Below are 13,582 nucleotides of genomic sequence, written 5' to 3'. Positions count from 1 at the left end.
AAATGCTGTCGCGTGCCTATGATTTGGTGATTAACGGTATTGAAGTCGGTGGCGGTTCGGTGCGTATCCACGACACAAACATGCAGGCGGCGGTGTTGAAAATGCTGGGTATTTCCGACGAAGAAGCGGAAGAAAAATTCGGATTTCTGTTGAACGCTTTGAAATACGGTTGCCCACCGCATGCTGGTATGGCGTTTGGTCTGGATCGACTGGTGATGTTGATGGCGAAGCGTGATTCGATTCGCGACGTGATTGCCTTCCCGAAAACCCAGTCGGCGGCGTGTATGTTGACCGATGCACCAGGCCTGGTCGATAACGCCCAAATGGCGGATTTGGCATTGCGTTTCCGCAAACCCCTAGCGGAAAAACAGACCGACTGATTCGGTTAGGAGAAATAATGTCTTCACTCGCCACCAGCGTACCGGTTGAGTTGCTCAGTCGTATTGATTTATTGGCGCAGTCGGCCCCCATTCCGCCTGTGATGGATGCGGTCGAAAAGCAAGCGTTGAAAGCGAAAATCAAACGCTTGCTCAAGGAAAAGAACGCCCAACTGGTCGCGCACTATTATGTGGACGATGACCTGCAGGCATTGGCGGAAGAAACCGGCGGTAAGGTCGCGGATTCGTTGGAAATGGCCAATTTCGGCGCGCAATCCGAAGCCGAGATGTTGGTGGTGTGTGGTGTACGTTTTATGGGCGAAACCGCGAAAATGCTGAGTCCGGAAAAAACCATTCTGATGCCGGACTTGAATGCCACCTGTTCCTTGGACGAAAGCTGCCCGCCGAAAGAATTTGCCGAGTTTTGTGCACAGTACCCGGATCACAAGGTCGTAGTGTACGCCAATACCAGTGTGGAAGTGAAAGCGCTCGCGGACTGGGTGGTGACCTCGGGCAATGCCTTGGAAATCGTCACCCACCTGAAGGAGCAGGGCGAGAAAATTATTTGGGCACCGGATCGCCATTTAGGGCACTGGATTGAAAAAGAAACCGGTGTGGAGATGATTCGCTGGCAAGGGCATTGCATTGTGCATGACGAATTCCAGATGTATGAATTGCAGTCTCTGAAGGAAAAACACCCGGATGCTAAGGTGATCGTGCACCCAGAGTCGCCTGAGGAAGTGGTCGATTTGGCCGATGTGGTCGGTTCCACTCGGGTGATGATTGAAGCGGTGCAAACGCTACCGGATCAAACGTTCATCGTGGCGACCGATTACGGTATCTTTTATAAAATGCAGCAGTTGGCACCGGAAAAGGAATTGATCGTTGCGCCGACCGGCGGTAAAAGCGGGCATTGTATCAGTTGTGCGCACTGTCCTTGGATGGCGATGAACGGCTTGCATAACCTGGCCGCCTGTTTGGAAAACGAAACAGGCGAGATTCTGATCGAAGAATCCATTCGCCAAAAAGCGTTGCAGTCGGTGAACAGGATGTTGGAATTCTCACGGGCACAAGGGTTGGTGCAGGCGAAAGTCTCTTAACCTGGAAGCCGACCTTCTGTTTGGATTCATATAATGTTCGGGCTGGTTCGCTCAACAGGCCTGGTGTGGCTTTTACCAGGCCTGGTCGTTTGTTGGTTAACTCAAGTGACATTATCGCGCATTAAGCGAAGGCAGTGGTATATCAAGTGGCCAAACTTCAACGCATTTTAGGGGTGGATCCGGGGTCTCGAAAAACCGGGTTTGGATTGATAGAGTCGGGTCGCTATCATCCAAATTATCTGTTGAGTGGGGTTATCCGTGTCGAAAAGTTCTCAGGCGCGGAGCGCTTAAAAACCATTTTTGAATCCGTGACGCAAATCATCGAACAATATCAGCCGGATGTCATGGCCATCGAAAAAGTGTTTATGTATAAAAACCCCGATTCGGCCATTAAGCTTGGGCAGGCACGCGGGGTGATTCTGTGCGCGGCGGCTCTGAAATCGTTGCCCATTATGGAATACACCCCCACGCAAATCAAAAGCACCATTGTCGGGCAGGGGCATGCGTCCAAGGATCAGGTGCAATTTATGGTTAAAAATCTGTTAAAGTTAAGCGAGACGCCTCAGGAAGACGCGGCGGATGCGCTGGCAGCGGCGTTATGCCATGACCGTTATTTGACGCTGGGCATTGATCCGCAGACGATTTCGAAGGGCTCTCGATTTTAAGCCCTAAATTTTGACAATGAAAAAGCGGCCTTTGGGCGCCAAGGTGAGGCAGGGATTATGTTCGGTTTTTTGTCTGGCGTGTTGCATGCGAAATCGCCACCGCAGATTCTGATTAACGTCGGCGGTGTCGGTTACGAACTTGAAGCGCCCATGTCCACTTTTTATGGGTTGAAAGAAGTCGGCGAAGAGGTGTTTCTGCTCACGCATCTGCATGTTCGTGAGGATGCCATGCTGCTGTATGGATTTGCCACCGAAGCTGAGCGCGATTTGTTCCGCACCTTAATCAAGGTCAACGGAGTGGGGGCCAAAATGGCGATTGGCATTCTCTCCGCGATACCGGTTAACGATTTTGTGGCACTGGTGGAGGCGGAAGATGCGATGGCGTTGACCAAAATTCCCGGTGTCGGCAAAAAAACCGCCGAGCGTTTGGTAATTGAAATGCGCGACCGTCTGAAACATTGGTCGCATGGTCGTTCTGCACTTGGCGTGAACGTTCAATCGGCAGCGGAAACCCTTTCGGTCTCCCCGGTTGAACCTGCCATTGAAGCTTTAATTTCCTTAGGCTATAAAGCCGTTCAAGCCGAAAAAATGGTGCAGTCGGTTGAGCCGGGCTTGACCTTGGAGCAGACAATCAAGCAGGCTTTAATGAATGTCAAGCTGTGAATCCAAGCCGTAAATTGAGCAGTGAAATCGAGCAGTTGTATCAAAAAGCAAGCGCCATGCGGATTCAGTAACCCTTTTTAAAATTGTTTTTAAAGTCTGTTTTTAAATCATAGAGGATCGATTTAGCCGCACAGGTTTTGTCTCAAACTCTATTAGAGAATGACTATAATGAAGGTCTTGCACCGACTCGTTTGTTTTGAGACTATTTTGGGGATGTTTTGCTATAGGGTAATGGAATGATTGAAACAGATCGTATCGTCGGGGGAATAGCGTTGGAAGAGGATATGTATGTCCCGCCAACGGTTCGCCCGAAAATGATCTCTGAATACATTGGTCAGCAGGCGGTTCGCGATCAGCTTCAATTATCGATTCATGCCGCCCGACAGCGCAAGGAACACCTCGATCATGTGCTTTTGTACGGACCACCAGGCCTGGGAAAAACCACTCTGTCCAACATTATTGCTCAGGAAATGGGGGTGACGCTCAGACAAACATCCGGGCCGGTAATTGAAAAGCCAGGGGACTTGGCGGCGATATTGACGCGTCTCGAACCGAACGACGTGCTGTTTGTGGATGAAATTCACCGCCTCAGCCCGATTGTGGAAGAAATCCTGTATCCGGCGATGGAGGACTTTCAAATCGACATTATTATCGGTGAAGGCCCGGCGGCGCAGACGGTGAAAATCGACATTCCGCCGTTTACGCTAGTCGGCGCCACCACGCGTGCAGGGCTTTTGACATCGCCGTTGCGAGACCGGTTTGGTATTGTGCAACGGTTAGAATTCTATTCTGTGGACGAGCTGGCGCAAATTGTCACACGATCCGCAGCCATCTTAGGCATGGAAACCGACTCGGGCGGTGCCAGTGAAATCGCCAGACGATCCAGGGGCACGCCGAGAATTGCCAATCGTTTGCTGCGACGGGTTCGTGACTATGCACAAGTGAGAGCGGATGGCGTCATCACAGCCCAGATCGCCGATGCCGCTTTGAATTTATTGGAGGTCGATCCCCTTGGACTGGACAAGATGGATCGACGTTTGTTGGAAATATTAATCGAAAAATTTGAAAACCGTCCGGTTGGAATTGATAGTATTTCAGCTGCGCTGGGCGAGGAAAGAGGCACAATTGAAGATGTCATTGAGCCGTTTTTAGTTCAGCAGGGTTTTTTGGTTCGTACCCCGCGAGGTCGTGTGGTGACGCAAACTGCGTACCGTCACCTCGGTTTAGCCTTACCGGAGACAGTGGAAAATGAATGAACATTCGTTAATGACGTTAATTTTAGAGGCCAGTCCAGTTGTGCAAGGGGTGATGCTGATTTTATTGTTAATGTCGATTATGGCTTGGGCGGTGACCTTTGCGAAAAGCTACCAGCTTCGCCGCGCCGCCGCCGAAGCCAAAGCGTTCGATGAACTGTTCTGGCGCAGCACAGAATTGACACAGCTTTATAATCAGGTCGCTAATCAGGTGGGTACGCGCGGCAGTGCCGCCATTTTCGAAGCAGGCTTTAAGGAGTTTGTCAATCTTAAAAAACAAGGGGTTGCCGATACAACGGATCTGATGAGTGGCACGCAACGGGCGATGCGGGTGGCTTTTTCGAAACAGGTGGAGGCGTTGGAAAGTCAGACGCCGATGTTGGCGACCGTAGGGTCTTCAGCCCCTTATATTGGTCTTTTTGGAACCGTTTGGGGGGTCATGCACGCCTTTTCCTCGTTAGGAGACATTCAAAACGCCACCCTAGCCACGGTTGCCCCCGGCATTTCGGAGGCTTTGATTGCCACCGCCATGGGGTTGTTTGCCGCGATTCCGGCGGTGATTGCCTTTAACCGGTTAACGGTTAAAACCGATAAAGTGGTGGGCGTTTACGAAAACTTTGCAGAAGGTTTTTTAACCATCGTGCAGCGTCAAGCGCACGCGTTGGATCAAAAGCCGAGAGAGGAGTCATTCTGATTTATGCGTGGTCGTTTTCGTTCTGCCTCCCGTAAGCGATTAATGTCGGAAATCAATGTGGTGCCCTACATTGATGTGACGTTGATTTTATTGATCATATTTATGATTACCGCCCCCATTGTCCAGCAAGCGGTGACGGTAGACTTGCCGCAAACTCCCCGTATTAAAGCCGATGCGGCCACGGCCACTCAGCCAGTCGAGCCGTTTGTGATCACGGTAATGGCTAATGGTCTTTACAAAACCTCTCAGAACCCGGATGTGGTGCTGGCGCCACAGGATCTCACTGGGCTGGTGGCGGAAGTGGTGGCGCGTTCGCAGCTGAAACCGGAACAACCGTTTTACATTCAGGGCGATCGACAGGCACCGTATGGTAAAGTCGTCAATTTATTTGTACTCTTAAAATCGAATGGCGTGGACAAGGTGTCTTTGATGACGGAACCGGAAGAAAACTAATCATGTTTATGTTTATTATTCGTCACCCCATCTCATTTATCGCCGCATTGGTGTTGCATCTTGTGATTGGTGTTGGGCTGATTTTCGGATCTTTTCAAGCGGATCCGCTGCTGAGCGTCAGTGTGCCAAGCGAATCCGACGAAGCGCCGATCACGGAGGTCAAACAAATCGAACCCATGAAGACCTTTGCGGTGGATTCCGCCTTGGTCAAGGAGCAAATGGCGAAAATCAAAGAAGAAGAAGCGGCTCAGAAGAGAGAGCAGCAAGCGCTGAAAAAACAAGCCGAAGCTGAAAAACGCCGTTTGGCCGAACTGAAACAGCAACAAATTGCGGAAAAACGCAAAGCCGAAGCGGCTCAGAAACAAGCCGAGGCTGAAAAGCGTAAAGCGGCGGAAGCCCGGCGCTTAGCGAAAATCGAAGAGCAGAAGGTGGCGGCTCAGCAAAAGCGTGCTGCAGAAGCGAAGCGTGAAGCTCAGATGGCGCAAAAAGAAGCGAAAAAAGCGGAAAAAGAGCGCCAGCAAGCCCGTCAACAAGTTGAAGCGGCTGAGAAAAAACGTCAGCAAGAAGAAGCCAAGAAACGCGCTTTGGAAGCACAGATTAAGCAGCAAAATCTTGAGAAAAAACGCTTGGAAGAAGCCGCACTTCAGGCACGATTGGCTCAAGAACAGCAAGCAGCGGAGGCGGCATTACAACGTCAGTTGGCTGCTGAAGAAGCCAAGCGCCGTGAAGCGGCGAAGCAAAAGGAGCTGATGAGTCTGCGGGAAACGTATATTTCATCGATTGCCGCGAGTGTTAAAGATAATTGGCGCACGGCGGCGCAAGTGTCCGAACGGGCACAATGCGTTCTGTCGATTACTCAAACGCCCAAAGGCATGATCAGCGGTGTTAAGGTGGAACAATGCAATGAGTTTGCAAATGATCAGTTTCAGAAAGATGCGATTAAAGCGGTTTACCGTGCAGAACCGTTGCCGCCACCGCCGGTTGAAGAATTGTTCGAACGCAATATTAAATTTATTTTTAACCCTTAATCCGAATGCCGCAGGCTGCGGCATTCGGGTTAAGCCGTCCTCCAAGATGAAAAGGGTTGCATAAGCGTATGGTTTTAAACAAAAAATGGCTGTTCAATTCAATGGCCGTCCTGTGGTTTTGGGTCGGCCTAGCGCAAGCCGACTTGACGATTCAGATTGATCAGAGTTCCGATAATGCAATGCCCATTGCCGTTTTGCCGTTTGAATGGCAAGGCGCAGGCCTGGCCGCTCCCGTTAATTTAAGCGATGTGGTCGGTAACGACTTGTTGCGAAGTGGCAAATTCAAGCCGATTGCTCAAAATCGATTGCCCTCGCGTCCGACCAGTCTTCAGGCGATTGATTTTGCCCAGTGGAAGTCTTTAGGTGCCGACAACCTTTTAATGGGGCGCATTCAAGAATCGGCTCCGGGGCGCTATGATATTGAAATGCGCTTTGTCGATCTGCTGCAACGCAAACAGGTGATTGGGAAACGCTGGGTGGATATTCCCAAATCCGCCTTACGCCAAGTGGCGCATAAAATCAGCGATCTAATTTACCAAGAACTGACGGGGATTCGAGGTGCCTTTAATACTCGAATTGCCTATGTCACAGTGAAAAACCTGAAGGGTAACAAGCAGTTCAGCTTGGAAGTGGCCGATTCAGACGGCTACAATTCCCAGCCGATTTTAAGATCGCCTAAGCCGATTATGTCCCCCAGTTGGTCGCCTGACGGTCAAAAACTGGCGTATGTGACCTTTGAAAATGGACGTTCCGAAGTGGTGATTCAAAGTCTGGATGGAAAAATACGAGAAATCGTTGCAAGTTATAAAGGCATTAACAGCTCTCCGAGTTGGTCACCGGATGGTCGGCAATTGGCACTGACGCTTTCCAAAGACGGTTCGGCGGATGTGTATTTGATGGATTTACAGACCCGTAACTTACGCCGCCTGACAACCAATTGGGCGATTGAAACCGAGGCGGTTTGGGCGGCGAACGGTAAATCGTTATTTTTCAACTCGGATCGGCGCGGCCAACCTCAGATTTTCCAGGTATTTTTAGATACCGGAGAGGTGCGCCGCATCTCCTTTGAAGGACGCTATAATGCGAATCCGGCCGTGTCGCCAGATGGACGCTATGTCGCGATGGTGCATGCGAAAGGCGGTTTTAATATTGCGCTTTTGGATCTTCATACGAACGAATTCAATATTTTGACAAAAACCTATCTGGATGAGTCGCCCAGCTTTTCACCTAATGGGGAAATGATTTTGTATGCAATGAACCAGAGGGGGCAAGGTAAGCTTGCCGTAGTGTCACCAGGGAACACAACCACTCAGATATTGAGTGTGCAGCAGGGGGAAGTGCGTTCCCCTTCGTGGGGGCCTTTTTTATCGAATTAGTGGGTGCGTTTTGATTCCGAAAACGACATGGGCCTACATAAGCTTTTGACGCCTTCGGGTCAAGTGGGTTATTTAAAGCGAAATTGTGCAGGGGGAAGTATCAATGTTCACGCAACTTAGATTGGGAATCGGCGCGGCTATGCTGGTGTCGTTGGTCGCATGTAGCAGTGCACCGAAAACCGGTGAAAATCCGGATATGGATATGAGTCCAACGGTCGGACAAGACGAAAGTGGTGTCGATTATGAGGAGCGGGCACGGTTAGAGCTGGAAAAAGCGAATAGGGGCGAGGTGAACGAAGTTGAAATCATCGGCACCAGCCCCGACGGCACGACCATTGTCAGTGAGGCGATTGAGGGTCAGGACTTGGGTGCCATGGAGGGTTCTATGCCTGCGATGGGACAAACGTTTGAGCCGGTGATTTATTTCGGTTACGATCAGTTTATGTTGGATGACGGCTCTCTGGCAACCGTTCAGCATTATGCAACGATATTGGTGGACAACCCGGATGAAAAAATCCAGCTAATCGGTCATACGGATGAGCGTGGCACACCTGAATACAATTTAGCTTTAGGCGAGCGCCGCGCTAAAGCGGTCGCGGAAGCCTTTATGCTCTACGGCGTCAGTGATAATCGCATTGAAATCGTGAGCATGGGGGAAGAAGAGCCAGCCGTCGCTGAGCAGAATGAAGCCGCCTGGGCTAAAAATCGTCGTGTTGAGATTAAAGCTCAATGAGGCTAACGAGGATGTTAAGATCGTTTGTGGTTGTGGTCATGCTCCTCAGTGCTTTGTCGATTTCGGGAAGGGCTTTTGCGGCGACGCAACAGCTTTCTATGGAACAACGTGTCGAGCGTTTGGAGCGGCGTGCGGATAACCCGGTTCTGATACAGTTAAGCCGTCGTCTGGCGGAGCAACAACGTCAAATTCAAGAATTGTATGGCGAGATGGATCGATTGAAGTTCCAAATGTCGAAAATGCAAGAAAAGATGGCGCGTCAATATCAAGAAACCGATGAGCGTATCAGTGGTTTGGAGTCTGAGCAAGGGGGCGCTTCCGCTCCGAGTGTGTCGGTGTTACCCAAGGCGGAATCTGCCAGGCCTGGCGCCAAGGCAGACGACTCGAACGCTCAAACGAATGCTTCTAATGAGCCAACTTCGTCTGGCGCATTAATCCCGACAGCAACGCAAAAAGCCAGCCCTTCACAACCTTCCGCAGAAGCGCAAAGCGCCTATGAAGCCGCGTTTGATTTGATCAAAAAAAGCGATTACAAAGCGGCCAGCCAAGCGTTTCAAGATTTTGCGAAAACCTATCCTAAAAGCCCCTTGGCCAGTAATGCGTTTTATTGGCAGGGTGAGTCCGAAGTGATTTTGGGTGACAATCCGGCCGCCTTAACCGCGTTTAAAACAGTATATGAGACTTATCCCGATTCCAATAAGGCACCGGATGCTTTGTTGCGCGCGGCCGATTTGTACCGCGACATGGGGCAAACGGGTGAAGCCAAGTCGCTTTATCAGAAATTGGTCAAAGACTTTTCATCTCATTCAATGGCCGACAAGGCAAAGCAGCGGTTGAATGATTTAAAAGGGTCTTAGAATGGTGGCTGAAAACGCGTTGAATGCGCCCAAAAAGGCCATCGTTCTGTTGTCCGGTGGATTGGATTCCGCTACTGTGCTGGCCATTGCGCAGGCGGAAGGCTATGAGTGTCATACCTTGAGCTTTGATTACGGGCAGAGACATCGTTCGGAATTAGATGCGGCTGAGCGGGTCTCCAAGGCCTTCGGTGCCCAAAGCCACCGTGTCATGTCCATGAATATGCGCGCGATTGGCGGCTCTGCGTTAACGGATGACATAGATGTCCCCGTCACTGGGGTGGAAGAAGGTCGGATTCCGGTGACTTATGTGCCGGCACGCAATACCATTTTTTTGGCTTATGCCTTGGGGTTGGCCGAAGTGGTGGAGGCGGATGATATTTTTATTGGGGTCAATGCGGTGGATTATTCCGGTTATCCCGATTGCCGCCCTGAGTTTATTGAGGCATTTGAAGCCATGGCGAACCTTGCGACTAAGGCGGGTGTTGAAGGGCATAGGTTGCGTGTTCGAACTCCCTTGATGACCTTGAGTAAAGCCGATATTATTCGGCAAGGTCATCGTTTAGGCGTCGATTACAGTCAAACTGTGTCATGCTATCAGGCAAATGAATTTGGCCAGGCCTGCGGCGTATGTGATTCGTGCCGTCTTCGCAAGCAAGGGTTCGCCGAAGCCGGAGTGTTGGATCCAACGATTTACCGAGTTTGATCGGGCTACCTTTTCGAAAAACGACCAGGCCTGGTGGTTTTATGCCATCCGATAGGTTGTGAGAATGGGGTTTTTGAAGCATTAAAATTTTTAAAATTAAAAAAGCCTAAAAATAGCTCAAAAACAACTTGCCAAACATCGGCCAGCTTGTATAATACGCCCCATTCCAGAGAGGGTCGTTAGCTCAGCTGGTAGAGCAGTTGGCTTTTAACCAATTGGTCGCGCGTTCGAATCGCGCACGACCCACCATTTCCAAACAGTCTGTTTTTTTCTGGAATTTTTTATCGGGATTCTCTCGATTTCTCACCTATGGGTCGTTAGCTCAGCTGGTAGAGCAGTTGGCTTTTAACCAATTGGTCGCGCGTTCGAATCGCGCACGACCCACCATATCGTATCTCAGTTCTACTCGCTTTATTTCCTCTGCTTCATTATTGTGTTCTTTATTCTGTTGTCTGCTCTGTATTGGTTTTTTGGATGAAATTGATGGGCTTGTGATGTCATTGGAAATCGCCAGGCCTGGCGTAATGACTTTAGAGGTACCCTTGAAAAGGATTTGGCTGTTCAAGGCGCGAGGTGTCGAGCTGTCATGGTCTAACCAATTCCTTTTGGACACTACACTAGAGCGTCATTCAGTTTGGGATATGACGCCTGCGATTTTCGGCAGAGTGTGAATTTTTTACAAGTGAGCGGCAGCGATTTTACGCAAGGTCGGAACCTCCAGCCCAAATTGATCGGCAAAGTCCAAGGCGCGTTTTAAACGTGCCGGTGCCGAGCGCCCCATGCATTTGTGCTCTGGATCGCCGTGAATGGCTTCCTCCAGGCCTGCCATTAATTTATTTCGGTCTTGTTGGCGATGGGTTAAGGCTTCTTGAATAGCCAACACATCTTGCGCCACAGCCTTCATCACCTCCGTATGTTGATGGGCTAACTGGTTGACATCGCCGCCGACTTCCAGTCCGGCAATGTTGGTGGTCAGAATATAAAGATTTTTGCGAACCAGCTCATACAGCAGCTCTGCTTCGCTGTCGAGTTGAACACAGGGTAAATCGAGTTGTGACAGTGCATTGAAAACCAGTTTGCTATGGGGGCCGAAAACCGGTGATGGCAAAACCACTTTGCTGTCCATGCCTTGTTTCTTTTCAAACCAGACGGATATGACGGTCGGCTGCTTTAAGGCCGTATTGTCCCAGTCACGCGGCAGCAGTTCATTCTGTAATAAAATCACCCGATCTTGCCACTGAGTCGGACACTTTTGTATGGTCGAATGGATGTCGGCTTCGCCAACGGCCATTAACACGGCTTCTGGGTTTGGGATGGCTTGAGCCATTTCCGTTAGGTTGTCGGTTCGTAAAGCGGCTTGTACCGGGTGCCCAAGTTTTAAAAAGCCGCGTGCAAAGACGCTTCCAAGTTCGCCCATGCCAATCACAATAATGGTTTTCTTCATTTGCGCTCCTTTGGTTTGCTGGATCTTGAAGTTGTTGTTCGGGTTAGTCGCCTAGCCGAAATTGTAGCGGAAAAACTTGGGGTTTGGGGGTTGCTTGTGCTTGGGTTGCACCGAAATGGTTTTTCGGTTGCGTGTTTGGGTTCGAAACTGTGCCCACCCTTGGGTGTTATGCTTTAAAATAGTGCAAGGATATTGACCATTTGAATGAGAAAAACGCGAGGGTTCCGCTTGTTCCGTCAAAGGGGACGCTCAGAAGTCTCTGATTCAGAGATTCTCTAAAATAGACGGTGTGAAAGGGAGCAAAGATGCAAACGCAAAAACCAAAATTCAGCTGGCATTATTATGTCATGGCGTTTGGCGCCTTGATGGCCTTGTTGGCCGCGACGCTTTCGGCCTGGGGAGCGGTTATGAGCGCGGTGGGGTTTGCGGTGATCGCACATCCTGTGCTGCCCTTTAAAGGGCTGACGCGTTTTGTTTTCTTTGTTCTGTTTGCCGTGCTGTTCGTGCTCGGCTTTCCGGATGCGGCGGTGGTTCAGGAAATGATGGCAAAAGACGTTTCCCAGGCCTGATTTTATGAGCAGCAAAGCCCTCGAAGATTATTTGAAGATTATTTATAAGCTTGAAGAAGTGGGCGATTCGTCCAAAGGTGTGAGCACCTCTTCAATCGCTGAGCGGTTGGCGATTTCGCAGGCGTCGGTTTCCAATATGATTAAAAAACTGGCGGACAAACAGTTAATCGTTTATGAACCTTATTATGGGGTCACTTTGACGGAATCCGGGCGAGATGTGGCGCTGGGAATGATTCGAAAACACCGTATTTTGGAACTGTTTTTGGTTGAAAGGCTCGGCTATTCCTGGGATGAGGTGGATGAAGAGGCCGAGGTGCTTGAACACGCGGTTTCGGATAAATTGACCAAGCGAATGTGGGAAGAACTGGGGCGGCCAACTCAGGATCCCCACGGTTCGCCGATTCCCGATGAATCGGGCGCCATCTTCGAAGCCCCTTCCATTCGTTTGGCCGATTGCGAAATCGCCAAGCCGTTTAGGGTGCAACGTATTCAGAACCGAACGCCGGCGGAATTACGCTATTTGTTTTCCATCGGTTTGGTCAAAGGCGCGCAGGTGACTGTGCAGAAAAAAGCACCTTTTAACGGGCCTGTGTCGATCGACATTAACGGAATTTTGCAGGCGTTGGACTATCGTTTGGCCGAGTCCATTTATGTAATCGCCTCTCCGGTGATGGAAGCCAAAAACTAGCCGCCGGTTGTCAATCTTTTCTGAAAGCCTCCTGGATTTGAGGCGTTTATTGGATGTTAATTTGGAGTCCGTGAAATGAACTATCGCTCTCAGCAGAGGGTCAGTCAGGCCGAAATTTTGGAAGGTTTGACGACCTCGGTGGTCTGGATTGATAAGCATGAAAATATCGGTTTTATCAATCTGGCGGGGGCTGAATTGCTTCAATTGAGTGCACAACGTGTTATCGGTATGAACTGGCGCTATATATTGCCGAAATTTCTGGACGACATTCATGCGTGCGGTACCGGGCGTTTGACCATTCATAAGTATGCCATTCGCTTGCCAGACGCGCAGAAAATTCATGTGACCTGCACCATTTCCTATTATGAAATGGACGGTGACGATGGTTGGTTGATCGAGCTTTACAACACCGAACGCCACCATCGAATTGCGGAAGAAGACGAACGCTGGCATCAGTACGAAGCCGGAAATCTGCTGGTGCGAACCTTGGCGCACGAGATTAAAAATCCGTTGGCTGGAATCTACGGTTCGACCCAGTTGTTGCAGAAGCGGTTTCCGCAAAACAGCAAGGCGGAACCGTTTCTGGAAGTGATTTTGCGTGAGGTGAAGCGGCTGCAAAACCTGGTGGACCGCATGTTGGGGCCGAGAGGCGATGCGGATAAGGAACCTTATAACATTCACGAACTGATTGGCTATGTGATTGATGTCGTACGTGGCGAAAAACCGGATAACGTCTTTATCAAGCTGGATTATGACCCGAGTATCCCGGAGATTTCGATGGACTTCGAGGCGATGGTCCAAGCTCTGTTGAATCTGGTGAAGAACGCGATTCAGGCGATGGAAAAACACGGCGGCGTGCTGACGTTGAAAACGCGTGTTGAATCCAAGTTTACGCTGGGCACCAAAACGTATCCGCTGGTTGCAGTGATCAGCGTGATTGATGAGGGCGAAGGCATTGACCCGGACATGTTCGATGCCA

At 50.1% G+C, this 13,582-nt stretch carries 16 protein-coding genes and 2 tRNA genes; 17 read left to right on the top strand and 1 reads right to left on the bottom strand.

Features of this window, described 5'->3' with window-relative positions; genetic code table 11:
- The 14 genes from ACP5D0_RS07245 to ACP5D0_RS07180 all read left to right on the top strand — a co-directional run.
- On the top strand, positions 1-380 hold a 380-nt coding region (locus tag ACP5D0_RS07245), incomplete at its 5' end, for an amino acid--tRNA ligase-related protein (RefSeq protein WP_472364996.1).
- A 17-nt stretch (positions 381-397) separates the two neighbouring features.
- Positions 398-1,477, top strand: a complete 1,080-nt coding sequence (gene nadA, locus ACP5D0_RS07240) for a quinolinate synthase NadA (protein ID WP_472364995.1) — start codon at positions 398-400, stop codon at positions 1,475-1,477.
- Between the two features lie 146 nt (positions 1,478-1,623).
- Positions 1,624-2,142, top strand: coding sequence for a crossover junction endodeoxyribonuclease RuvC (gene ruvC, locus ACP5D0_RS07235; RefSeq protein ID WP_472364994.1), 519 nt, complete (start codon positions 1,624-1,626; stop codon positions 2,140-2,142).
- Between the two features lie 57 nt (positions 2,143-2,199).
- Positions 2,200-2,805 carry a Holliday junction branch migration protein RuvA gene (gene ruvA, locus ACP5D0_RS07230; RefSeq protein ID WP_472364993.1) on the top strand — a complete coding sequence of 202 codons (606 nt, stop codon included), beginning with the start codon at positions 2,200-2,202 and terminating at the stop codon, positions 2,803-2,805.
- 236 nt (positions 2,806-3,041) lie between these two features.
- Positions 3,042-4,061, top strand: a complete 1,020-nt coding sequence (gene ruvB, locus ACP5D0_RS07225; protein WP_472364992.1) for a Holliday junction branch migration DNA helicase RuvB — start codon at positions 3,042-3,044, stop codon at positions 4,059-4,061.
- Positions 4,062-4,071: 10 nt separating this feature from the next.
- Positions 4,072-4,752, top strand: a complete 681-nt coding sequence (gene tolQ, locus ACP5D0_RS07220; protein ID WP_472364991.1) for a protein TolQ — start codon at positions 4,072-4,074, stop codon at positions 4,750-4,752.
- Between the two features lie 3 nt (positions 4,753-4,755).
- The gene (locus ACP5D0_RS07215; protein WP_472364990.1) at positions 4,756-5,205 is read left to right on the top strand and encodes an ExbD/TolR family protein; all 450 of its coding nucleotides are present in this window, start codon (positions 4,756-4,758) and stop codon (positions 5,203-5,205) included.
- Between the two features lie 2 nt (positions 5,206-5,207).
- Positions 5,208-6,233, top strand: a complete 1,026-nt coding sequence (tolA, locus tag ACP5D0_RS07210; RefSeq protein ID WP_472364989.1) for a cell envelope integrity protein TolA — start codon at positions 5,208-5,210, stop codon at positions 6,231-6,233.
- Between the two features lie 68 nt (positions 6,234-6,301).
- Positions 6,302-7,609: a Tol-Pal system beta propeller repeat protein TolB gene (gene tolB, locus ACP5D0_RS07205; protein ID WP_472364988.1), complete on the top strand. Its 1,308-nt coding sequence runs from the start codon at positions 6,302-6,304 to the stop codon at positions 7,607-7,609.
- A 103-nt stretch (positions 7,610-7,712) separates the two neighbouring features.
- Positions 7,713-8,342: an OmpA family protein gene (locus ACP5D0_RS07200; protein ID WP_472364987.1), complete on the top strand. Its 630-nt coding sequence runs from the start codon at positions 7,713-7,715 to the stop codon at positions 8,340-8,342.
- A gap of 11 nt (positions 8,343-8,353) precedes the next feature.
- Entirely contained in the window at positions 8,354-9,199 is an 846-nt protein-coding gene (gene ybgF / locus ACP5D0_RS07195; RefSeq protein ID WP_472364986.1) for a tol-pal system protein YbgF, read from the top strand.
- Between the two features lies 1 nt (position 9,200).
- Complete coding sequence (queC, locus tag ACP5D0_RS07190) at positions 9,201-9,902, top strand: 7-cyano-7-deazaguanine synthase QueC (RefSeq protein ID WP_472364985.1); 702 nt, start codon at positions 9,201-9,203, stop codon at positions 9,900-9,902.
- A 173-nt stretch (positions 9,903-10,075) separates the two neighbouring features.
- Positions 10,076-10,151, top strand: a tRNA-Lys gene (locus ACP5D0_RS07185).
- Positions 10,152-10,213: 62 nt separating this feature from the next.
- Positions 10,214-10,289, top strand: a tRNA-Lys gene (locus tag ACP5D0_RS07180).
- Positions 10,290-10,578: 289 nt separating this feature from the next.
- On the opposite strand, the gene ACP5D0_RS07175 is transcribed toward ACP5D0_RS07180, so the two are convergent.
- Positions 10,579-11,346 (bottom strand): hypothetical protein, encoded by a 768-nt coding sequence (locus tag ACP5D0_RS07175; protein WP_472364984.1) that lies wholly within the window; start codon positions 11,344-11,346, stop codon positions 10,579-10,581.
- Positions 11,347-11,651: 305 nt separating this feature from the next.
- On the opposite strand from ACP5D0_RS07175, the gene ACP5D0_RS07170 reads away from it, so the two are divergent.
- The 3 genes from ACP5D0_RS07170 to ACP5D0_RS07160 form a co-directional block, all read left to right on the top strand.
- Positions 11,652-11,915: a hypothetical protein gene (locus tag ACP5D0_RS07170; protein WP_472364983.1), complete on the top strand. Its 264-nt coding sequence runs from the start codon at positions 11,652-11,654 to the stop codon at positions 11,913-11,915.
- Between the two features lie 4 nt (positions 11,916-11,919).
- Positions 11,920-12,603: a metal-dependent transcriptional regulator gene (locus ACP5D0_RS07165; protein WP_472364982.1), complete on the top strand. Its 684-nt coding sequence runs from the start codon at positions 11,920-11,922 to the stop codon at positions 12,601-12,603.
- Positions 12,604-12,678: 75 nt separating this feature from the next.
- Positions 12,679-13,582, top strand: a 904-nt coding sequence (locus ACP5D0_RS07160) for a two-component system sensor histidine kinase NtrB (protein WP_472364981.1), incomplete at its 3' end; no start/stop codon positions are given.

Source organism: Hydrogenovibrio sp., from assembly GCF_049975065.1.
Classification (GTDB): Bacteria; Pseudomonadota; Gammaproteobacteria; order Thiomicrospirales; family Thiomicrospiraceae; genus Hydrogenovibrio.
This window is presented reverse-complemented; position numbering and strand designations above follow the sequence as displayed.